General features: G+C 52.5%; 22 protein-coding genes and 3 tRNA genes. 13 read left to right on the forward strand and 12 right to left on the reverse strand.

Annotated features, from left to right (window positions below; all coding sequences use genetic code 11):
• Positions 1-36 precede the first annotated feature (36 nt).
• The 3 genes from HMPREF2606_RS08830 to folD form a co-directional block, all read right to left on the reverse strand.
• Positions 37-1,278, reverse strand: a complete 1,242-nt coding sequence (locus HMPREF2606_RS08830; RefSeq protein WP_070843539.1) for an aromatic amino acid transporter — start codon at positions 1,276-1,278, stop codon at positions 37-39.
• Between the two features lie 129 nt (positions 1,279-1,407).
• A complete protein-coding gene (locus HMPREF2606_RS08835; protein WP_070843540.1) occupies positions 1,408-2,481 on the reverse strand; it encodes an AI-2E family transporter in 1,074 nt (357 codons plus the stop codon).
• An 84-nt stretch (positions 2,482-2,565) separates the two neighbouring features.
• Positions 2,566-3,417, reverse strand: coding sequence for a bifunctional methylenetetrahydrofolate dehydrogenase/methenyltetrahydrofolate cyclohydrolase FolD (gene folD / locus HMPREF2606_RS08840; RefSeq protein ID WP_070843541.1), 852 nt, complete (start codon positions 3,415-3,417; stop codon positions 2,566-2,568).
• 200 nt (positions 3,418-3,617) lie between these two features.
• On the opposite strand from folD, the gene HMPREF2606_RS08845 reads away from it, so the two are divergent.
• The 9 genes from HMPREF2606_RS08845 to prmC all read left to right on the forward strand — a co-directional run bounded on the left by HMPREF2606_RS08845 (position 3,618) and on the right by prmC (position 10,592).
• Positions 3,618-3,695, forward strand: a tRNA-Pro gene (locus HMPREF2606_RS08845).
• 27 nt (positions 3,696-3,722) lie between these two features.
• Positions 3,723-3,799: transfer RNA gene (locus tag HMPREF2606_RS08850), tRNA-Arg, on the forward strand.
• A 9-nt stretch (positions 3,800-3,808) separates the two neighbouring features.
• Positions 3,809-3,885: transfer RNA gene (locus tag HMPREF2606_RS08855), tRNA-His, on the forward strand.
• Between the two features lie 259 nt (positions 3,886-4,144).
• Positions 4,145-4,651: an adenylyltransferase/cytidyltransferase family protein gene (locus HMPREF2606_RS08860; RefSeq protein ID WP_188212340.1), complete on the forward strand. Its 507-nt coding sequence runs from the start codon at positions 4,145-4,147 to the stop codon at positions 4,649-4,651.
• A complete protein-coding gene (locus HMPREF2606_RS08865) occupies positions 4,648-6,408 on the forward strand; it encodes a bifunctional biotin--[acetyl-CoA-carboxylase] ligase/type III pantothenate kinase (RefSeq protein ID WP_070713822.1) in 1,761 nt (586 codons plus the stop codon). The genes HMPREF2606_RS08860 and HMPREF2606_RS08865 overlap by 4 nt, the downstream gene beginning before the upstream one ends.
• Before the next feature lie 15 nt (positions 6,409-6,423).
• Positions 6,424-7,266, forward strand: coding sequence for a hypothetical protein (locus tag HMPREF2606_RS08870; RefSeq protein ID WP_004520957.1), 843 nt, complete (start codon positions 6,424-6,426; stop codon positions 7,264-7,266).
• A 566-nt stretch (positions 7,267-7,832) separates the two neighbouring features.
• Positions 7,833-9,275 (forward strand): metalloprotease TldD, encoded by a 1,443-nt coding sequence (gene tldD, locus HMPREF2606_RS08875; protein WP_070713819.1) that lies wholly within the window; start codon positions 7,833-7,835, stop codon positions 9,273-9,275.
• A 53-nt stretch (positions 9,276-9,328) separates the two neighbouring features.
• Complete coding sequence (locus tag HMPREF2606_RS08880) at positions 9,329-9,790, forward strand: hypothetical protein (protein WP_070843542.1); 462 nt, start codon at positions 9,329-9,331, stop codon at positions 9,788-9,790.
• A complete protein-coding gene (prmC, locus tag HMPREF2606_RS08885; protein WP_070843543.1) occupies positions 9,780-10,592 on the forward strand; it encodes a peptide chain release factor N(5)-glutamine methyltransferase in 813 nt (270 codons plus the stop codon). Before HMPREF2606_RS08880 ends, prmC begins: the two co-directional genes overlap by 11 nt.
• 83 nt (positions 10,593-10,675) lie before the next feature.
• On the opposite strand, the gene HMPREF2606_RS08890 is transcribed toward prmC, so the two are convergent.
• From HMPREF2606_RS08890 to HMPREF2606_RS08905, 4 genes are all read right to left on the reverse strand, one after another.
• On the reverse strand, positions 10,676-11,470 hold the full coding sequence (locus tag HMPREF2606_RS08890) for a 3'-5' exonuclease (protein ID WP_070713811.1): 795 nt from the start codon (positions 11,468-11,470) through the stop codon (positions 10,676-10,678).
• A 769-nt stretch (positions 11,471-12,239) separates the two neighbouring features.
• Positions 12,240-13,124 (reverse strand): lipid A biosynthesis lauroyl acyltransferase, encoded by an 885-nt coding sequence (locus tag HMPREF2606_RS08895; protein WP_283122361.1) that lies wholly within the window; start codon positions 13,122-13,124, stop codon positions 12,240-12,242.
• Positions 13,125-13,202: 78 nt separating this feature from the next.
• A complete protein-coding gene (gene ruvC / locus HMPREF2606_RS08900; RefSeq protein WP_070713805.1) occupies positions 13,203-13,748 on the reverse strand; it encodes a crossover junction endodeoxyribonuclease RuvC in 546 nt (181 codons plus the stop codon).
• Positions 13,749-13,757: 9 nt separating this feature from the next.
• Complete coding sequence (locus HMPREF2606_RS08905; protein ID WP_070843544.1) at positions 13,758-14,588, reverse strand: carbon-nitrogen hydrolase family protein; 831 nt, start codon at positions 14,586-14,588, stop codon at positions 13,758-13,760.
• 94 nt (positions 14,589-14,682) lie between these two features.
• Here HMPREF2606_RS08905 and HMPREF2606_RS08910 point away from each other — a divergent pair, with 94 nt between their 5' ends.
• From HMPREF2606_RS08910 to HMPREF2606_RS08925, 4 genes are all read left to right on the forward strand, one after another.
• Positions 14,683-14,982 (forward strand): porin, encoded by a 300-nt coding sequence (locus HMPREF2606_RS08910; protein WP_063068318.1) that lies wholly within the window; start codon positions 14,683-14,685, stop codon positions 14,980-14,982.
• A gap of 301 nt (positions 14,983-15,283) precedes the next feature.
• A complete protein-coding gene (locus HMPREF2606_RS08915) occupies positions 15,284-15,478 on the forward strand; it encodes a CsbD family protein (RefSeq protein WP_070584611.1) in 195 nt (64 codons plus the stop codon).
• Between the two features lie 72 nt (positions 15,479-15,550).
• Positions 15,551-15,709, forward strand: a complete 159-nt coding sequence (locus tag HMPREF2606_RS08920) for a DUF1328 domain-containing protein (protein WP_039862543.1) — start codon at positions 15,551-15,553, stop codon at positions 15,707-15,709.
• A gap of 139 nt (positions 15,710-15,848) precedes the next feature.
• Positions 15,849-17,141 (forward strand): valine--pyruvate transaminase, encoded by a 1,293-nt coding sequence (locus tag HMPREF2606_RS08925; RefSeq protein ID WP_070843545.1) that lies wholly within the window; start codon positions 15,849-15,851, stop codon positions 17,139-17,141.
• Between the two features lie 69 nt (positions 17,142-17,210).
• Here HMPREF2606_RS08925 and HMPREF2606_RS08930 read toward each other — a convergent pair whose 3' ends face one another.
• The 5 genes from HMPREF2606_RS08930 to HMPREF2606_RS08950 all read right to left on the reverse strand — a co-directional run bounded on the left by HMPREF2606_RS08930 (position 17,211) and on the right by HMPREF2606_RS08950 (position 21,842).
• Positions 17,211-17,969 (reverse strand): iron ABC transporter ATP-binding protein, encoded by a 759-nt coding sequence (locus tag HMPREF2606_RS08930; RefSeq protein ID WP_070843546.1) that lies wholly within the window; start codon positions 17,967-17,969, stop codon positions 17,211-17,213.
• Positions 17,970-18,053: 84 nt separating this feature from the next.
• Positions 18,054-18,680 (reverse strand): FmdE family protein, encoded by a 627-nt coding sequence (locus HMPREF2606_RS08935; protein ID WP_070843547.1) that lies wholly within the window; start codon positions 18,678-18,680, stop codon positions 18,054-18,056.
• 88 nt (positions 18,681-18,768) lie between these two features.
• Entirely contained in the window at positions 18,769-19,740 is a 972-nt protein-coding gene (locus HMPREF2606_RS08940; protein ID WP_070843548.1) for an iron chelate uptake ABC transporter family permease subunit, read from the reverse strand.
• Entirely contained in the window at positions 19,730-20,698 is a 969-nt protein-coding gene (locus tag HMPREF2606_RS08945) for an ABC transporter permease (protein WP_070843549.1), read from the reverse strand. The genes HMPREF2606_RS08940 and HMPREF2606_RS08945 overlap by 11 nt, the downstream gene beginning before the upstream one ends.
• Positions 20,699-20,879: 181 nt before the next feature.
• Complete coding sequence (locus HMPREF2606_RS08950; protein WP_070843550.1) at positions 20,880-21,842, reverse strand: siderophore ABC transporter substrate-binding protein; 963 nt, start codon at positions 21,840-21,842, stop codon at positions 20,880-20,882.
• Positions 21,843-21,909: the final 67 nt, after the last annotated feature.

Genomic DNA, 21,909 nt, shown 5'->3' on the forward strand with positions numbered 1-21,909 from the left:
TCTGAAAGAGGGTGTTTCAGACGGCCTTAAGGGAATTTAACCTTTAAATACGGGAACAAGTTCCATTTGGCTCAATATTTGGGCGGCAATGTTGATGATGCCGAAGAGGAAGACCCAAACCATCAGCCAGAATCCGCCGTAAACTTTGTAGTTTTTGCCGGCGCCGAATTTATGGCGCGAGCGGTAGAGCAGCATGGCGGGGATGATGCCTGTCCAGATGGTTGCGGCTAGGCCGACGTAGCCGATGGCGGTAACGAAGCCGGTAGGGAAGAGCAGGCAGGAAATCAAAGGCGGCAGGAAGGTCAGTGCGGCGGTTTTGGTGCGGCCGGAGATGCTGTCGTTCCATTTGAAGATGTCGGCAATGTAGTCGAACAGGCCGAGCGTTACTCCGAGGAAGGAGGTTGCAATCGCCATGTAGGAGAACAGGGTCAACACTTTGTCCATATTGCCGGTTTGGGCGAACTTGGACAGCGTTTCGATCAGGACGGAAACTTGTCCTTCTGCGGCGATAACCGGTGCGAACTCGCTGCGCGGCAGGTTGCCTTGGATGGCGATTTGCCAGAGGACGTAAATTACCAAGGCAATCAGCGTACCTGCCCACAGGGATTTGGCCACTTTGGGCGCGTCGCCTTTGAAGTATTTGAGCAGGCTGGAGACGTTGCCGTGGAAGCCGAATGACGCAAGGCAGACGGGCAGGGCGGTGGCGGCATACATCCAGTAACTGGTACCGGCAGGGGCTTGGGTGTCAAACAAAACAGGCATTTTGGCATCGGCAATCAGGCCGCTGGTTGCCCAAATAAAGGTCAATACCATGCCGCCGATGAGGATGCTGGTGAAGCGGTCAACCAAGCGAGCGGATGCCCAAACGCAAAAGGCGAGAATGCCGAAGAAGACGAGTTGGCCGATGGAGAGCGAAATTTCGCCGCCTACCGCGCTGCCGATGCCTTTGGCGGTCAAATCACCGCCGACGAAGATGTAGGCGTAGGTGAGCAGGTATAAAACGAAAGCGACGGCAACGCCGTTGATGATGTTCCAAGCCGGGCCGAGCAGGTCTTTGACCATGGTGTCGAAGCTGGCGCCGTGCGGATAATGGGTGTTGACTTCCAAAATCATCAGGCCGCTGGAGAGCATGGAAAACCAGGTGTACAGCAACACGACCAGCGAGCCGGCAAACCATACGCCGGATGTGGCGGTCGGGTTGGCAAGCATGCCTGCGCCGATAACCGTACCGGCGATAATCATCGCGCCGCCGAATAGGGAAGGGGTTTTGGTTGACATTGTTTATCTTTCTTCTAGAAATGTGTGGCTGCCATTATGCCGTAAAGTGTAAGAAAAGGTAAAGCAAAGGCCGTCTGAAAACCCGATTGTCGTTTTCAGATGGCCTTTGATGTGTATAAATGCAACTGATTAAATCAATTTTCGCAGTTTCAATTCGTTTTTCAGGTAGGCGTAATAAACCGGCGCGACGATGATGCCGCCGATGCCGAAAATGCGTTCAAAGACGACCATCGCTACCAGCAATTCCCATGCGCTGGATTCGATTTCCGAGCCGATGATTTTGGCGTTGAGGAAATATTCGAGCTTATGGATGACAACAAGGAAAACCAGCGAGGCGAGGGCGACGTACAGCGATGCGCCGAGGCTCAAAATAATGATGATGGTGTTGGAAATCAGGTTGCCCGCCACCGGAATCAGGCCGACGATAAAGGCGACGATCAGGACGGTCATTTTAAACGGCAGGTCAACGCCGAACAGCGGCAAAACCAAGTAGAGGTACAGGCCGGTCAGGAAGGTGTCGATCAGCGAGATTTTGACTTGTGCGAGGAATACGCGTTCAAAGCTGGTTTCAAAATTGACGATGCGCCGCATCAATTCGGCTTTAAACAGCGGCATTTTATGGCGGTTTTTGCGCATTTCCAGGCGGTGGAAGCTGAGCATGGCGCCGATGATGATGCCGATGAGGATGTATACGAAGGACGTGATGCTGTTTTTACTGATACGGGTCAGAGCGGCACGGTATTCTTCAATCAGCTTGATTGCCGAGGCTTTGATTTCGGCCATATTGTTGGGCAGCATATTGAGAATGGCCGCAGGCAGGTCTTGGCTGTTTTTGGTGTCTTCCAAAATCGCCGCCAGCTTGGCCAGCATAAAACCGACATGGCCGCCGTGTATCAGGTGGTAAATGCCCAAAGACATCATTGCAATGATGCTGAACACGATGGCCAGCGTCAGCATGGTGGAAATTAGGTTGATATTGTGCGCGTTGAGCGATTTATGCAGCCGCGTGTTGCGCGGCAAAACACGGCGGCGGAGTTTGAGGATCACGCCATTGGTGCGCGTAATAAAGATATAGGTCAGGATAACCGACAGCAGCAGCGGCAGAAAATGGTAGTGCAAGACAATCAGCAAAGCCAAACCCATCAGGATATAGGAAGCATTGCGGAAAGTCGGGTTGTCGGTGTGGGAAGAGAGTAAGGACATGTGGAGCCAATAAGGTAAAAAGCAAAAAAGTAGGTCAGGCCGTCTGAAAAACCATGTTCAGACGGCCTAACTTAATGACAGCGATTAATCGTGCAATGAGGCCGCATGTAGCGTGTTTTCCAACAAAGTGGCAATCGTCATCGGGCCGACACCGCCGGGAACGGGCGTAATCATGGATGCGCGTTCTTTGGCGACATCAAACTCCACATCGCCGCACAGGCTGCCGTCGTCTAAGCGGTTGATGCCCACATCGATAACGACGGCGCCGGGTTTGACCCATTCGCCTTTAACGAAATTCGGAATGCCTACGCCGACCACCAAAATATCTGCGGCGGCAACTTCATCGGCAAGGTTTTGCGTAGCGCTGTGGCAAATGGTTACCGTCGCGCGGGACAGCAGCAATTCCAACGCCTGCGGACGGCCGACAATATTGGATGCGCCGACGACGACCGCTTTTTTGCCTTTCGGGTCGATGCCGTAGGCTTCCAACAAAGTCATCACGCCTTTTGGTGTGCAAGGGCGCATCAGCGGCATTTTGACGACCAGGCGGCCGACGTTGTAAGGGTGGAAGCCGTCCACATCCTTATGCGGCTCGATACGCTCCAAAACCGCTTGGCTGTCGATGTGTGCCGGCAGCGGCAGTTGCACCAAAATACCGTCAACGGCAGGGTCGCCGTTCAATTCGTCCACCAGTTTCAACAAATCGTCCTGCGTGGTTTCAGACGGCAGCTCGTAAGAGCGCGATTCGATGCCGCTTTTTTGGCAGGCCAGTTTTTTATTGCGTACATAAACCGCGCTGGCAGGGTCGTCGCCGACCAATACCACCGCCAAACAAGGTGTGTGCAAACCTTTTTCCTGACGCGCCTTTACCGCCTGCGCGACCGCCTCGATGCGTTGCTGGGAGATTTTTTTTCCGTCTATAAGTTGAGCAGTCATGATTTTCCTTCTAAATAGGGACAAATATTGCGTTCAAATTATCGCATTTTTCAGACGGCCTGACACAAAAGAGTAGCCCTGATTGTGAAGCATAAAAATAAATAACGATTAAAAATAATAAGATAACCAAAAAATGAAAAAATAAAGCAAAGTAAGTGTTGACCGGACTGAAAAGGGTCTGTATAGTTCAGGTCTTCAGTCGGGGCGTAGCGCAGCCCGGTTAGCGCATCTGCTTTGGGAGCAGAGGGTCGTGAGTTCGAATCCCACCGCCCCGACCACAAAATTCTTAGCACGAATCGGCATGAGCGCCCGTAGCTCAACCGGATAGAGCACCGACCTTCTAAGTCGGGGGTTACAGGTTCGATTCCTGTCGGGCGTGCCAGTTTTTACGGTGGCTGTAGCTCAGTTGGTAGAAGCCCTGGATTGTGATTCCAGTTGTCGTGGGTTCGAGCCCCATCAGCCACCCCAGATGAAAGCCTGCATATTGTATGCAGGCTTTTTTCCGTTTATACCCGAATTTTACTTCAGATTTAATTGGGTTTCAAAAAAGTATTTATCAAACCGTTTCATCATGGCATCGGCAAAAATGGCATTTGCCGTGTTATCAAATGTCAATGAATACGCAGTCAAGCCCGAATATTGTACCGTTCGGTATCTTTTTATGGCGTTTTGCCGTTATCCTTTATAATACCCCGATTATTTTCTGTTTCATTCCCAAAGGAACCGCATCATGTCCGAATGGCCAGCTCCAGAATTTGAATCCAAAATCTGTCCGCCCGAAAAGCTGGCGGAGCGTTTGGCGGCATTGCCCCGTCCGCTGGTGTTTACCAACGGCTGTTTCGATATTCTCCATAGGGGCCATGTAACCTATCTGGCGCAGGCGCGATCGGCCGGTGCGGCTTTGGTATTGGCGTTGAATACCGATGCTTCGGTGCGCCGTCAGGGCAAAGGTGACGACCGCCCGATTAATCCTTTGGAAAACCGCGCGGCAGTGGCAGCGGCATTGGCGAGCGTGGATTTGGTTACTTGGTTTGATGACGACACGCCGGCCGCGTTGATTGAAATGGTCAAACCCGATGTATTGATTAAAGGCGGCGATTGGCCTGTGGATAAGATTGTCGGTGCGGCCGAGACGTTTGCGCGTGGCGGCAAAGTATTTTCGATTCCGTTTTTACACCAGACTTCGACCACCAAAACTTTGGCGAAAATCCGCGAAGCCGGAGGAGGCGAATGACGGATTTGAACAGCCGCCATTGGGCATTGCTCGCCGCGCTTTCAGACGGCCTGCCGCAACACGTTTCTCAGTTGGCGCGAGTGGTCGGGATGAAGCCGCAACAATTAAACGGATTCTGGCAGCAGATGCCGGGCCATATCCGCGGTTTGCTACGCCAGCATGACGGGCAATGGCGCTTGGTGCGCCCTTTGGCTGTGTTTTCAGAAGAATCTTTGCAACAAATGGCCGGAAAACAGGGTTTTCGTGCGCAGTTGAAACACGAATGTTCGTCCAGCAACGATGAAATCATGGCATTGGCGCGCCAGTCGGCAGATTTGGCGCATAAGGCCTTGTGTGTAGCGCATTTCCAAACCAAAGGCCGCGGACGGCAAGGGCGGAGTTGGGTCAACCGACAGGGCGAATGTCTGATGTTCAGCTTGGGCTGGACGTTTGACAAGCCGCAATATGAGCTGGGTTCGCTGGCGTTGGTGGTGGCATTGGCTTGCCGCCGTGCGCTTGCCGATATTGGTTTGGACGTAAATATCAAGTGGCCGAACGATTTAGTCGTGGCCAACGATAAATTGGCCGGTATTTTGATTGAAACGGCGAGGGTAGAGAATAAGACTGTCGCCATCATCGGCATCGGCATCAATTTTGTATTGCCGAAAGAAGTTGAAAACGCCACTTCCGTGCAGGCTTTGTTTCAGACGGCCTCTAAGCAGGGCGTAAGCGTCAAAACCTTATTGAATGCGGTATTGGCGCAACTCGATGCGCTGTTGAACGAATACGCGCAAGACGGATTTGCGTCATGTGTCGGCGAATACAATGCCGCCAACCGTGATACGGACAGGCCGGTGTTGCTGCTTCAGGAAGGACGCGTTGTACATGAAGGCGTGGTCAAAGGCGTGGATGCGCAAGGCGCGTTGCGTTTGCAGACGAACAAGGGCGAGAAAACCATTGTTAGCGGCGAAATCAGTTTGCGTCCGGATAATCGTCCGGCACAACCAGCCGCCGCCAAGCCGGAACGCTTTTTGCTGCTGGACGGCGGCAACAGCCAGTTGAAATGGGCGTGGGTGGAGAACGGCACATTTTCCGAAGTCGGCCGCGCGCCGTATCGTGATTTGACACAGCTGGGCGAAGAATGGCTGCAATTTTCCGATGATGATGTGAAGATTGTCGGTTGCGCCGTGTGCGGTTCGGTCAAAAAAGCGATGGTGGAAGAACAATTAACCCGTCCGGTCGAATGGCTGTCTTCCATGCCGCAGGCTTTGGGCATCCGCAACCATTACCGCCGCCCTGAAGAACATGGTTCCGACCGCTGGTTTAATGCGCTGGGCAGCCGCCGCTTCACGCAAAACGCCTGCGTCGTCGTCAGCTGCGGCACCGCCGTAACCACCGACGCGCTGACGGAAGACAATCATTATCTCGGCGGCACCATCATGCCCGGCTTCCACTTGATGAAAGAGGCGATGGCACTCAAAACCGCCAACCTCAACCGCCCCATCGGCAAAGTATATCCTTTCCCAACCACAACGCCGAACGCCATTGCCAGCGGCATGATGGATGCCGTTTGCGGCGCGTTGATGATGATGCATGGCCGTCTGAAAGACAAAACGTGCGGGGGCAAACCGGTCGATATTATTATCACGGGCGGCGGTGCGGCCAGAGTCGTGCAAGCCTTGCCCGAGGCATTTGTTCATGACAATCAAGTGAAAATCGTCGATAATCTCGTGATTCACGGGCTCTTGCATTGGATTGCCCATCGCAACGGACAATAAAAAGGAAAACGCATCATGAAATGGCTGTTTGCGGTCTTGGTCGCACTCAACATCATTGTTTTTGGCAGCATGGTTGCCTATCGGACACAGCATAAAACTGCCAAACCCGAATCTGCCTTGGAAGGCGGCACGCACGAATTATTGCGCCCATCTTCTTTGGACGCGCCCAAAGCCGAGCCGCAGCAGGCATCGCAGCCCGATTGGGTGGCGGATGAATCAGACGGCCTGATCATGGCCGAACCCGAATCCGAAGAAGCGGAAGCCTTGCGTAAAAAACAAGAAGCGCAGCAGTTGAAAGAGAAAAAAGAAAAAATGCGCCGCGAGAAAGAAGCGCAAGAACGCCGCGCCGCCGAAGAAGAGATGGACGCGGCCGGCGTGGAACGCTTGTGTACCAGCAGCGCCACCGTGGTAATGGACGAAGACGATTACCACCGCATCAAAGGCCTGTTGGGCAAATGGCCCCATGCGGCCAGCCGCAGTATCGAAAAACGCAACGGCGCATCCGGTGGCGAAACTTCTTCCAAAACCTTCCGCGTGGTCTTGCCTGCCGACGGCGACACTTCTGCCCAGCTTGACGCCTTAGGCAGCCGCGGCTTTAGCGGCAGCATTCACAACGGCGAAATCAGCATTGACGTAACACGCAGCCGCTCTTCCGCCCAAGTTTTGATTTCACGCTTGTCCAGCGCAGGTTTCGGCGGCGCGCGCATTGTCGAGCAGGAAGACAGAAGCGCGCCCGATACCGGTTTGAGCGTAGCGCGCATGACCGTGGTCTTTATGGCGGTTGACGAGCGCGATGCCCAAGACATCAGAAACATTGTCGGCCGTTATGGCAAATTGAACATGAAAACCTGTCGATAATCAGGCCGTTCGGTTTCAGACGGCCTGATCAGCAGTCGGCCAAGCCTGATAAACCGAACGCCGTAAAACACGAAACCCACTGTATCGGCAGTGGGTTTCATGTTTTTCGGTTTTGAGTATCTGATATAAAGGGGAACAGGTATGTTTCGTATATGCGCACTCCGAGTATCAAGAGATAATGGGGAAGAGGGGGATAAAATCTGTCGTTTAATGGCTCGGATTAGGACGTCTTCCGAGTGGGTTTGATTATACGCTAATAATAACTATTATCAATAGCAAAACTAAAAAAATAAGGAATTTTTTTGCAGTAGATTGTTTTGTATGGGAATTAAGTTTTGGTGTTGGTTTTGCCATGATTGAAAAGGCTGTCTGAACGTCAAACAAACAGGCCAGTTGAAATAGGGCAAAGCAAACGTTTCAACCCTATATTCCTATATTTCAGACGGCCTTTTGATTTGTTTCAATCGCTCATAAACCCAAGCAATCAACATATCCAAAGCCATATAAAATACCGTATAATCAAGGCCAAATTAACTTTGCCTGCTCGTCGGGCCGTCTGAAAAATTATGCAACAAACCTATGCCGCCGTACAGCGAGATTTGCTCGAAGCCAACCATCTTTCCCCCGATTTGCTCGCCCAAAGCCTGAGCATTATCGGCGCCAACCATGTCGATTATGCCGACATCTATTGTCAGCGTACTGCCTATGAAAGCTGGCATTTGGAAGAAGGCATCGTCAAATCGGGCAGTTTCCAAATCGATCAGGGCGTGGGCGTGCGTGCCGTTTCGGGCGATAAAACTGCTTTTGCCTACGCCGACAGCCTGTGTATCGATTCGATCAACCGCTCTGCCAAAGCTGTGCGCGTGATTGGTGCGGCCGGTGGCGAGGCCAGCGTCAAAGTGCCGACACCTGCCTACGGCAAGCCTGTCCATATGGCGATTGACCCTATTGCCAGTCTCGATTCCGCTGCCAAAGTCGCGCTGTTGAACAAAGTCGAAACGCTGGCCAAAGCTGCCGATCCGCGTATCGTGCAAGTGATGGCCGGTTTGACCTGCGAATACGACATGGTGTACATCGCCCGTCTGGACGGTAAACACGCTGCGGATATCCGCCCGATGGTGCGCATGAACGTTACCGTCATCGCCAAGCAGGGCGAGCGTCGCGAGCAGGGCAGCGCGGGCGGCGGCGGACGTTATGATTTGGCGTATTTCGATGAAAACTTGGTGCATCGGTTTGTCGATTCCGCCGTCAAACAAGTGCTGACCAATCTCGAATCCCGTCCTGCGCCTGCCGGCGAGATGACCGTCGTTTTGGGCAACGGCTGGCCGGGCGTGTTGTTGCACGAGGCGGTCGGACACGGTTTGGAAGGCGATTTCAACCGTAAAGAAACCAGCGTTTTCTCCGGCCGTATCGGCGAGCGCGTGGCCGCCAAAGGCGTGACCGTTGTGGATCAAGGCGATATTGCCGACAGACGCGGTTCGCTCAATATCGATGATGAAGGCAACGAAACCCGCCGCACGGTATTGATTGAAGACGGGATTTTGGTCGGCTATATGCAGGATGAAACCAATGCCCGCCTGATGGGCACGCAATCGACCGGCAACGGCCGCCGCGAAAGTTACGCTTCTGCGCCTATGCCGCGCATGACCAATACCTTTATGGAAAACGGCGGCTATGAGCCGGAAGAAATCATTGCGTCCATCGACAAGGGCATTTACGCGGTCAACTTCGGCGGCGGACAAGTGGACATTACCAGCGGCAAGTTTGTGTTCAGCGCATCCGAAGCGTGGTGGGTGGAAGGCGGCAAGCTGCAATACCCTGTCAAAGGTGCAACCATCATCGGCAACGGCCCTGAAGTGCTGAAACACGTTTCCATGATAGGCAACGACTCCGCGCTCGATAGCGGCATCGGCGTCTGCGGCAAAGAAGGGCAAAGCGTTCCTGTCGGCGTCGGACAACCGACCCTGAGGATTGATGCCGGACTGACCGTCGGCGGTAGCGAAATTTAAACGGCAGGCCGTCTGAAAGGTTTTCAGACGGCCTTTTACATTAGGGTAAAACCATGCAGGAAGAGAATCGGAAATCAAGTTTTCCCATAGTGATGTTGCTGGTGTCGGTTGCCCTGTGGATAGCGTCTTTGTCCAATGTTGCATTTTATTTGGGCAATCATGAAAGCATGAAGGGTGTGACCGTTTTGATTTTGGGGTCGATATTTGCTTCTTTGGATATCAGGTATTGTGCGGCCTATGCGAATTATGTTTGGTTGGCGGCCATTGTGTTGCTGGCGTTGCGGAAGAAAGTCATGCCTGTCCATGCGGCACTTTGGGGCTTGGCGCTGGTGGCTTTCAGTGTGAAAGCCGTACACGTCGATGAAGCAGGGAATACATCGGATATCGTGCGCTACGGTGCAGGATTTTATTTGTGGTATGCCGCATTTGCGGTTGCCACCATTGGCACGTTTGCCGGAAAGAATAAGGAAAGAAAAGCCACAATGATGGCAGATGGGACGAAAAATGACGCTTGATGAATGGCTGCGCCAATCGGCACTGCCCAAAAATGAAGCGCGGATGTTGTTGCAATATGTGCTGGGTTACACGCGCGCGCAGCTGGTTACACGCGGTACGGACGATTTGGCGGAATCTGCCCTGCAAACCTTGGAGGCTTTGGCTCAACGCCGTCTGAAAGGCGAGCCGATGGCCTATCTGTTGGGCGAACGCGAGTTCTACGGACGACGCTTTGCCGTCAATCCCCATGTGCTGATTCCCCGTCCTGAAACCGAGCATTTGGTGGAAGCCGTGCTCAAACGCTTGCCGCCGCAAGGCCGCGTGTGGGATTTGGGAACGGGCAGCGGCGCCATTGCCGTGACCGTCGCGCTTGAACGCGTTGATGCCGATGTTCGCGCATCCGACATCAGCGTCGGTGCTTTGGATACTGCCCGTCAAAATGCGGCCGAATTGGGCGCAAAAGTCGAGTTTGCGCAGGGTTCGTGGTTTGATACCGACAGGCCGTCTGAAGGCCGATACGATGTGATTGTTTCCAATCCGCCGTATATCGAGGACGGCGATGAACATTTATCACAAGGCGATTTGAGGTTCGAACCGCAAAACGCGCTGACCGACTTTTCAGACGGCCTCAGCCATATCCGCCATATTACCCAAGAAGCCCCCAAATACCTGAAAGCCAACGGTTGGCTGCTGTTTGAACACGGCTATGATCAAGGCGAAGCAGTGCGGAACATTATGCTGGAGAACGGTTTTGCCGAAGTGGCAACCGAACAGGATTTGGCAGGATTGGACAGGGTTACGCTGGGGCGTTTGCCTGCTTAGCGGGCATGGCTTATCGGAATTAAAAGAGGGCGTGTCGATCACGCCCTTTTGGTTTTCCGGTTTAGCTGTTCAGACGGCCTGGTTTAACGCCAAGCAGCGACGAACTCCGCCCAGTGTTGTTTTTCTTCGGCTTGTACGGCCAGATAGTGTTTGATGCGTTTGATTTCGACTTCGTATTCGTCGGCATCGAGCGCGCCGCTCATCATGCGAAAGCGCATATACATCAGGTAGGTATTGGCGGCATCGGTTTCGCAATAGTCGCGGATGTCTTTCAGACGGCCTGCATGATAAGCGTCCCAAACTTTGCTGCCGTCCATGCCCAGTTTGCCGGGAAAGCCGCAGAGTTTGGCCATATCGTCCAAAGGCACGCTGGCGCGCGGTTGGTAGAGGGCGAGCAAATCCATCAGGTCGCAATGGCGGGTGTGGTAGCGGCTGATGTAGTTGTTCCACTTAAAGTCGCGGCTGTCGCCAAAATCGCCGTCGCCCATGTCCCAATATCGGGCGGCGCTGATGCCGTGTATCAGGGCGCGGTAGTGGAGGACGGGCAGGTCGAAACCGCCGCCGTTCCAGCTGACGAGTTGCGGCGTATAGTTTTCGATAACCTCGAAGAATTTGGCAATCATGACTTCTTCGCTGTCTTCGGGATCGCCGATGGTGCTGACGCGGATTTTGTCCTGACCCCAGCGCATACAGCAGGAGATGGCGACGACTTGGTGCAGATGGTGTTGCATAAAGTCGCTGCCGGTCTTGGCGCGGCGTTGCTGTTGGGCAAACAGGACGACTTCGTTGTCGGGCAAATCGGCAGGCAAATCGTAAAGCAGGCGGATGCCGTTTACGTCGGGAATGGTTTCGATGTCGAAGGCGAGTATCGGGGTCATGGCGTGATCGGGTTGGATAAGGAATGATGCCATTGTGGCATGACGGCGCAGATAAAAAAAGAGGCAATCCCCCACAGGATTGCCCCAATACCTCAAATCAGAGATTTACGCTTCACAAACAATACAGGCTTTCACCTGCGGCTTTACAGATGCAGCTCAACTCTGCACCGGTAAACTTTCATTTCGGGCATTGCACCGAAATCCTCTAAAAATACTGCAATTGCTCGCAATATCAGAAAACTGCTTACAAAAACATTTAAAACCAGCCGATGCCGTCTGAATGTCTTGTAATTTGATGTAGTGAAATTTACGCGAAATTTTACAGTTTGCCAAGTATTTTTTTCTGGAAGTTTGGTTTAGGATAAATTGAGGTTATTGTCATATTTTTGCAATTAAATTTCATAATTAATTTAAAATTAGATGTTTATTTTGTGTTTCTTGCTTTAAATTTAATTTAATTTCATATTTCGAATGATTAAAATTTGTTTTATTTTAAAAGTTATTCTATAACATTTTGTTTTTAAATGAAATTAAATTTAACATATAAATGAAAAGGGTATTGGCTGGGGCATTTTTTATTTGAGAAAAATATAAGGTTGTTTGAAAGTTTCAATTGCCTTGAAAAAAGTTGTTTTTAAAGCATTTAAAGTGGAATTTGATTTGATTGTTTGAAATTGAAGCTGAGCTTGGGTTTGATACAATTAAAATGAAAAAGCGGCAAAAGAAAGGTTTTGCCGCTTCTTCATGCTTAAATTGTAATTTTATGTAGTCAGTAAAAGCTGCTTTCGCCTTCGGGACGGGTTTTGAAGCGTTTGTGCAGCCAGAAATATTGTTCGGGATGCTCGCGTACCCGCTCTTCGATGAAGTCGTTCATGCGCTGGGTGTCGGCTTCGACATTTTCGGTCGGGAAATTGTCCCAAGCCGGATAGAAGCGCAGGGTTACGGTATTGTCGGCTTCACGCGTGGGGATGGCGGGAATGATTTTGGCTTTGGTCATGCCGGCGATACGGCTGAGGCCGGTAACCGTGGCCGTCTGAATGCCGAAGAAATTAACGAAAATGGAATCGTTGCGGCCGAAGTCTTGGTCGGGCAGATAAAGAAAGGGAGCATCGCTTTTGCGCAGGTGTTTGATGATGGCGCGCAGGCCTTCTGTGCGGCCGATCAGGAAAACATTGTTGTAGCGGTGGCGGCCTTTCAGGATTTGCTCGTCCAGGGTTTTGTTTTTTTGGTGCGAATACATACTGGTCAGCGGCACATCCTGATTGAGCGTGTAAACCGCCATTTCAAATGCGGTAAAGTGCGGATAGAGGATGATGACTTTTTCGCCGGTGGCGAGGGCTTCGTCAAGATGGTGTTTGTCTTGATAGCGTACCAACGAGCGCAGCTTGTCCGCAGGTGCGTACCAGTAGAGGCCGTATTCGAGCATCAGCTTTGCCATGTGTTGGAAGTGGCGTTTGAGCAGGGCAGTGCGCTGGCTGTCGTTCAGCTCGGGAAAGCATTTTTTAAGGTTGACCTCGCCGACTTTGCGGCGCGGTTTGACTGCGTAATAGGCGAGAATACCGATCGCGTCGGCAATCTTGTGCAACACGCAAAAAGGCAGCAGGCGGATGAGGTAGAGAAAAAGGAAGGCGGCTTTCATGAAGGCTCGCTGTATGTGGGCAAAGGGCTATTATAACCGAAAGGCCGTCTGAAAACGGGCTGGAACACTATTTCAGACGGCCTGAATGTCGGCTTACCATTGGAAGCGGCCGCGTTTGACCTGCAGTCCGTCGGGGTTGAGTTGCGAAGCCAATCCGTGATTGCGCAGGGCGTGGGTGAGGGCGACGGCGAGTCCGTCGGCGGCATCAGCTTGCGGCGTGCCTGAAAGTGCAAGCATTTGGACCACCATATGCTGCACTTGCTCTTTGGAGGCCTTGCCCTTGCCGACCACAGCCTGCTTGACCTGAAGAGCGGTGTATTCAAACACGGGCAAATCGTGCATGACCAAAGCGGCAATCGCTGCACCGCGCGCCTGACCGAGCATTAACGTTGCGGCCGGATTGACGTTGACGAATACTTGCTCGATGGCTGCCTGATGAGGCTGATAGTGGCGGATGATTTCGTCGATATGGTGGACAATCACGGCGATGCGTTCGGAAAGCGACGCGCCGGTCGGCGTTTTGATACAGCCGGAAGCAACATAATAATGCTCGCGGCCGTGGACATCAATCACGCCGAAGCCGGTCACGCGGCTGCCAGGGTCGATGCCAAGAATGCGTGTGGGTTGGAACTGGGACATAGTGCGTGTTTAAAGTAATCGGTGTTTCAGGGCAGGCAGGCGCGTGCGCACGCTTTGCAGGCGCGCAGTATCCAAATCGGCACAAATCACGCCTTCGCCTTCCGGCAACGTCGCCAATACATCGCCCCAAGGGTCAATAATCATACTGTGGCCGAATGTGCGGCGGCCGCTTTCATGCAGTCCGCCTTGTGCCGACGCAATGACGTAGCATTGGTTTTCCACCGCACGGGCGCGCAGCAGCAATTCCCAATGCGCCTTGCCGGTCGTGTAGGTAAACGCGGCCGGCAACAGCAAAACATCAAACGGCTGCTGCGCGCGGAAAAACTCAGGAAAGCGCAAATCGTAGCAGACGCCGACTGCAAGCGGAACATCGTCCACGCTTAACTTCGGCACATCGCTTCCTGCCAGTATCGTATCGGCTTCGGCGTAGCGTTCGCCCAAACCGGAAAAGCCGAAAAGATGCATTTTGTGGTAAAGCCCGACTCGGTTGCCGTCGCGGTCATACACCAGCATTGTGTTCATCACCTTGCCAGCGTCTGGGCTTTGAAGCGGAACCGTACCGCCAAGCAACACCACGCCGCATTCCCTTGCCGTTTCGCTTAAGGCCATCTGAAAACGGGTGTGGCAGGTTTCGCCAACTCGTCCATCGTCCAAAGGCTCGGCAAATGCCAGCTTGTCCGTATCGTTTTTGCCCATCAGCGGCCAATATTCGGGCAGCAACACCCAATCCGCCCCTTGTTCGGCAGCCTCGCAGACAAGGCGCTTCATGGTGGCAATATTGGTTTCTGGGTCGGTGGACGACACCATTTGCACAGCGGCGGCGTGTAAAGAGCGCATCATCAAAACTCCTGTCAGATTTTGCAAGAATTGTAACTTGTTTACGCACAAGGCCGATACAATCGTCACACAATTCCTCTCCAAAAAAGGATAAACCATGAACTTAAAACTTCTCCTCACTGCCGCACTTTCCACCGCCGCACTTGCCGCACATGCCGACGTACAGCTTTACGGCAGCATCAAAAGCGGCATCGAAACCTCGCAAACCCGTTTCGGCGGCCAAACATACAGCCGAACCGCCGTTGCCGACCAAGGCAGCCACATCGGTTTACGCGGCTCGCATCCGATTGGCGGCGGAACGAATTTTATTTGGGAAGTCGAACAAGACACACCGGTCGGTAAAAGCGGCTCCATCCGCCAAGACTGGCGCGAACGCCGCGAGAATTTTGGCCGTTAAAGGAAAGATTGAATAGTACAGACCGTCTGAAAGATTTTCAGACGGCCTGTTTTTTATAGTGAGGTCGATTGATTTAAAGAATACACTTAAAAGGCGGTAATCAATAATATCTTAATATTTTCAAAATTTAACAGTTTTGTGTAACTTATTGATTAATTAATAGATTAATAAGATATTGGTTGATTGATTAGAAAACCAGCATTGTCTTTGCTTGAAAATTAATAAATTATCAAGTAAGGTTAAATGCAAGCGGTTTTATCCGTGAGTTAAATATTAATCAATAAGATAGGATGGTATAACCATGAACGAAGATATTATCAAAGGAAAATGGGAGCAGCTTAAAGGTAAAGCCAAAGAAAAATGGGGCGAGTTGACAAACGACGATTTGGACATCATCGAAGGCAAGCGCGATCAGTTGGCTGGTAAAATCCAAGAGCGTTACGGTCGCACTAAAGATGAAGCTGAAAAAGAAATTGATGATTGGTTGAACAACTAAGACCGTTGAATTTCACCATAAACGGTCGTCTCTCCCTCGACCGTTTTTATATTAAACCGAAAGGAAAAAATCATGCTTCATTATTCGATCGTTTTCTTTATAATCGCTATTATTGCAGCTGTATTAGGTTTCGGTGGCATTGCAGGTAGTGCGGCAGGCATAGCCAAAATTTTATTTGCCGGTTTCTTGATCTTGTCGGTGATATCACTGATTTTTGGCAGGAAGAAATAATACCTGTAGACCAATAAGGTTGTATCAAGCCACTACTCCGTCAAATAGGCCGTCTGAAAAATCAGGATAACTGGTTTTCAGACGGCCTTTGTTCTTATAATAGCGGTTTATTTTTTACACACCCAGCAACGGAGTTTCCATGCAGTTTTCAGCATTCGGCGAAAAATTCACACAACACAGCGGTATTTTGCAGTTGATGGACGATTTGGGCGACGCGCTCAAAAGCGACAAGCCCGTCAATATGCTTGGCGGCGGTAATCCGGCGAAGATTGCTGAAGTCAATGCGGTGTTCGCTGATGTGTTTTCCAAGCTGGCGGCGGAACATGCTGTTGAGAATATCGGCAATTATTCCAATCCGCAGGGCGATGCGGCGCTGATTGCGGCTTTGACTAAGTTTCTCAACCGCGAATACGGCTGGAATCTGACGGCGGACAATATCGCGCTGACCAATGGTTCGCAAAACGCGTTTTTCTATTTGTTTAACCTATTTGGCGGCAAATTCAATCTTTCAGACGGCCAAACGGCTGAGAAAGCCATTTTGTTGCCGCTTGCGCCTGAATATATCGGTTATGCCGACGTGCATGTCGAAGGGCAGCATTTTATTTCGGTGAAGCCGAAAATCGAAAATGTCGAACACGAAGGCGAAGCGGGCTTTTTCAAATACCGCGTGGACTTTGGCGCGCTGGAGAGCCTGCCTGAATTGAAAGAGGGCAAAATCGGTGCGATTTGCTGTTCGCGCCCGACCAACCCGACCGGCAATGTGTTGACCGACGGCGAGATGGCACGTTTGGATGCTTTGGCGCAGGAACACGGGATTCCGCTGATTATCGACAACGCTTACGGAATGCCGTTCCCGAATATTATTTACAGCGATGTGACGCTCAACTGGCACGAAAACATCATCCTCTGCTTCAGCCTTTCTAAAATCGGCCTGCCCGGTGTGCGTACCGGCATTATTGTAGCCGCGCCGGAAGTGGTCAAAGCCGTCAGCAGTTTGAATGCGATTGTGAACCTGTCGCCAACTCGTTTCGGCGCGGCGATTGCGGCGCCGCTGTTAAACGACGGCCGTCTGAAACAGTTGGCCGACCAAGTGATTCAGCCGTTTTACCGTCAGCAGGCACAAACGGCGGTTTCCCTGCTCAAACGCGAATTGGGTGCGTATCCGTTGAAAATCCACAAGCCTGAAGGTGCGATTTTCTTGTGGCTTTGGTTTGAAAACCTGCCGGTTTCGTCGCACACCCTGTACGAAATGCTCAAGGCCGAGGGCACGCTGATTATTCCGGGCGAACATTTCTTCGTCGGCATCGACACGCGGGATTATCTGCACACGCACGAGTGCATCCGCATGAGCATTGCGCAGGACGCGGAAACGCTGGAAAAAGGCATTGCCGCGATCGGTCGCGTGGTGCGCGGTTTGTACGATAAAAAATAAACGCTTTGAATAGACAAGGGCCGTCTGAAACCTGAGCAATCGGGTTTCAGACGGCCTTTTTTATTGGATTCAAACGTGGTGGATAACCAGTTTTTTGCCTTCGTAATCGAGGACGTTGACGTCCATATCGAATAGGGTTTTGATGTTTTCGGCGGTAAAAATATCGTTGGGCGCGCCTTGCATGGCGACTTGGCCGTTTTTCATGGCGACAACGTGGTCGGCGTAGGCGGCGGCCTGGTTGATGTCGTGCAGGACGACGACGGTGGTGCGCTTGTGTTCGTCGGTCAGCCGGCGCAGGATTTGCATGAGGGAGCGGGCATGATACATGTCGAGGTTGTTCAGCGGCTCGTCCAGCAAAACGTAGTCGGTGCGCTGGCAGAACACCATGGCAATCATGGCGCGTTGGCGTTGACCGCCGGAAAGCTCGGTCAGGTAGCGGTCAGCAAAGCCTTGCAGGTGGAACTCGGCAAGCGCTTCTTCGACGATGGTTTTATCCGTTTCAGAAGGCCTGCCTTGGTGGTAGGGATAGCGGCCGAACATGAGCAGGTCGCGCACGGTAATGCGGCTCATGATGCTGTTTTCTTGGGTGAGGATGGAGAGCGTGCGGGCGAGTTCGGCGGTGGGCGTGGTTTTGATGTCTTTGCCTGCGTAGCTGATGTCGCCGTGTACCAAGGGCTGTAGGCGTGCCATAAAGGAGAGGAGGGTGGACTTGCCTGCGCCGTTCGGGCCGATTAGCGCGGTAATGCCGCCTTCGGGGATGTCGAGGCTGACGTCGTTGAGGATGAGGTTGCTGCCGATGGTGTGGCTGACGTTGCGGATGGTAATCATAGGCGGATTCGAGTATGGAAAACTTGGGGTTTCAGACGGCCTTTTGGCGTGAGGCCGTCTGAATTTTATTCCTGTATGGTGTGGTTAGATTTCGCTGACGGTAACAAATTCGGGATTGTCGGCTTGGTCAATCAGGAAGGCGCGGACGCGTTCTTGCCAAAGCTCGCCGAATTGTTTGAGTTCGTCGGCACTTGCGCTGCCGCTAACGGCTTTGGGCATGATGTCGCGCATTTGCGGCGCAAAGGGTTGGAGCGCGGCGTTGAGGCTGACGGCAACGGTTTTTCCGGTATCGCGGCGGCGGAGCGCGAGTGTGCCGTTGATTTCGCCTGCACCAAAGGACAATAAATGGCGGCGGGCAAAGCGTCCGGCAGGGCCTACGCCGCCAAAGCCGGTTTCGGGTGCCGCGCCGGTAAGGAGTTGGACGACGGAAGCGGTCACGCCGGTTGTGCCTTCGTCACGCTCGCCCTGCATGAAGGCTTCGATGTCGCCGCGTTGCGGCAGCTCTTCGCCGTAAAGGGCTTTCAGGCCTTTGATGACCATCAGGTAGGCACCGGCGACAGTCGGGCAGGAGTGGCCGCACAGGCGTACGGCATCGGCGTAGTGGTAAGTGAGGATGCCGTGTTCGGCTGCACCGAGGAAGTTGGCCAATGCGTCTTGGACGGTGATGGTCGGGGCGTCATCGAAGAATGAAGGGAGGCGTTCTTGTGTCATGAGGGTTGTCCTTTATAGGTTTGCTTAGGCCGTCTGAAGGTTTCAGACGGCCTGAATTTATTTTTGCGAGCGTTTGGGCACGTTTAATTTATTTCTTTTTCAACACCAAATATAAAAATACCAATCCGCCTGCAAATTCGACGACTACGCTCAATACGGCCTGCATGCCGAGGAAGTGTTCGAAAATGGTTTGCCCGCCGACCAACAGGATGCCGCCGACACAAAAAGTCATCGGCAGGCGGACGGAATGTTTGACCGACGGGGAAAAATGGTTGGCCAGCGCGGCAACCAGCAGGCCGAAAAAGCTTACCGGGCCGACAACGGCGGTCGCGGTTGCAACCAGCGCGGCAATCCAGAGCAGCAGCCATAAGGTATTGCGCGAGTAGTTGATGCCCAAATTGATGGCCTGATTGCGGCCGAGCAGGTAAACGTCGAGGCGATGGCGTTCGCGCCAGATCACGGCGGCGCTGATGAGCAACACGATTGCGCCGATACCCAACAATTCCGAGTGGACGGTATTGAAGGTGGCAAACATATTCGCCTGCGCCGCGGTAAATTCTTCGGGGTCAATCATGCGCGAAAGCAGCGACGACAGGCTGCGGAACAAAATCCCGAAAATCACGCCGATTAAAATCATGCGCGACAAATCGCGCCCGCCCTGTTTGATGAGCGTGTAGAACAACAGCAGCGAGCCGCCCATCATGATGACCAGCTCAAAGCCGAATTTGCCCGTCAACGGCAGGGAAGAATAGCCCACGCCGCCGAGCGTAAACACCAGCAAGGTCTGCAAAAACACATACAGCGAATCGAAACCCAAAATCGAAGGGGTCAGAATCGGGTTGTTGGTCAGCGTTTGGAAGAGTTGCGTGGACACGCCGACCGCATAGGCGACCATCAGCAGCGCGGCAAGCTTGGTCAGGCGCAGGTGCAAGACAAAGTCCCAATCGCCTTTGACGTTGAGCGTCATAAACAGGACGCAGGAAACCAGCAACAGCGCAAAGGCGACCCACAACGGACGGCTGCTTCCTGCCATAAAACCGATATTTTTTTCAGACGGCATGAGCAGGTTTCCTTAATAAAAGCCACAAAAACAAAGCCGTCCCCATTACGCCAAAAACCGTAGAGACCGGAATTTCAAACGGAAACACAATCACGCGTCCGACAATATCGCACAGCAACACCAAAGACGCGCCCAGCAAGGCCACTGCAGGCAGGCTTTGGCGCAGCTTGTCGCCCATCAGGCGGCTGATGATGTTCGGCACGACCAAGCCGATAAACGGAATATTGCCGACCGTCACGACCACCAAAGACGTAATCAGCGCCACAATAATCAGCCCCGACCACAGAATCGCCGTCCGGTTCAGCCCCAAATTCACGCTTACCGTTTCGCCCAAACCCAAAATCGTCAGCTGGTCGGCAATCAAATAGGCAAACAAAGCCAAAATCCCCGTTGCCCACAACAATTCATACCGCCCGAGCAACACGCCGGAAAAATCGCCCTGTTGCCACACGCCGAGCATTTGCAGCATTTCGTTTTCATACGCGATAAAGGTGGCCACCGCTTCAATCACACCACCGAAAATAATCCCGACCAAAGGCACCATCAGTTGCGCGGTCGGCGGCAGGCGGCGGATCAGCAGCATAAAGACCAACATCCCGATCAGTGCGGCAACGGCGGCAACCGACATTTTTGCCAGCAGCGGCGCAGCCGGTAGCAGCAGGGTCATCAACAGCAAACCCAAAGCCGCGCTTTGGCTTGCGCCCACCATCGACGGTTCGACAAAACGGTTGCGCATCAAAATCTGCATAATCATGCCGGCCACCGCCATCGACGCACCCGTCAGCACAATCGCAAACGTGCGCGGCAGGCGGCTGATGAACATAACCTGTTGACTGTCGGATAGCGAAAACAGGGCGGACCATTTGAATTCGGCCACGCCGACCGACAGGCTGACGGCAAACAATATCAGAAGCGCGATGCCGTTGATAAGGTTCAAATAAAAGGGCTTGTGAAACATAAACGATAAGGTCGTAAAAGAAACAAAGGCATTATTTTATAGTTGTATCGTTTTCAAAGATAACGAAGCAAACGGGCAAGAATGCCCATTTCAGACGGCCTGATGACCAAAATACAGCTTGGGCAAAGGCCGTCCGGATGCCGTGAAACGGAAGGGTGGGCATTGCCGCCCGCCGAAACAATTATTTCGCCGCGTTGAATGCGTCGGCAACCTGTTTGGAAGCGTTCAGCAATTCTTGTGCGCCACCGGCCGCCAGATAGGTTTCAGGAACAAGGTAAACCACCTGTCCTTTTTTCCAAGCGGTTGTTTCGGCAACCAGCGGATTGTTCAGCACATCTTTTGCCGCCTGGCCTTCTTCGCCGATGGCCGCGCCGCGGTCAAGGACGAACAACCAATCAGGGTTTTTCTCTTTCAGGTATTCAAAGCTGATAGGCTGGCCGTGGCTGCCTTCTTTAATTGATTCATCAACAGCGGGAACGCCGATGTCTTTATGCAACCAACCGCCCAAACGTGAGGAAGGGCCGAAAGCCGACATCTTACCGCCGTTGACCAATACCACCAAACCCTTGCCTTTGCCTTGCGCAGCAGTTTTCGCCGCTTCAAATGAAGCATCGATTTCCGCTTTCAGCTTGTCCGCTTCGGCCTGTTTGCCGAAGATTTGCCCCAGTGCGTCGATGCGCTCTTTTGAGCTTTCTTTCAGATTGGCGGTTTCAGCGGTCATCTCAATGGTCGGCGCAATCTCGTTCAACTTGTCAAACGCTTTGGCTGCACGGCTGCCGATGATGATGAGCTGCGGCTTGTAAGCGTTGAGTGCTTCGTAATCCGGCTCAAACAGCGTACCGGCGGGTTTGGTCGTTTTGAAATATTCGTCCAAATAAGGCAGCAGGTTTTTGTCGATGGACAAACCGGTTTTCACACCCAATTTGTTTAAAGTATCGAGCATGCCCAAATCGTAAACAGCGATGCGTTCAGGATTTTGCGGCACTTTCGCATCGCCGCGCGCCGTTTTCACGGTCAGGCCTGCGCCTTCGGTTTGGGCGGCAGAAGCGGAAGCAGTTTGGGCTTGGTTGGAAGCAGAATCTTTTGGTGAACACGCACCCAAAGCAAGGGTGCAGCATACGGCTAAAGCGGTCAAACGTAACATAGGGTTTCTCCGTGGTCGGGAATAAAGTAAATCGAAATGATAACTTGTATCGGACTATAAAGCCAGA

Origin of the sequence: Neisseria sp. HMSC070H10, from assembly GCF_001837635.1 — a bacterium.
GTDB classification, from domain to species: Bacteria; Pseudomonadota; Gammaproteobacteria; order Burkholderiales; family Neisseriaceae; genus Neisseria; species Neisseria subflava_A.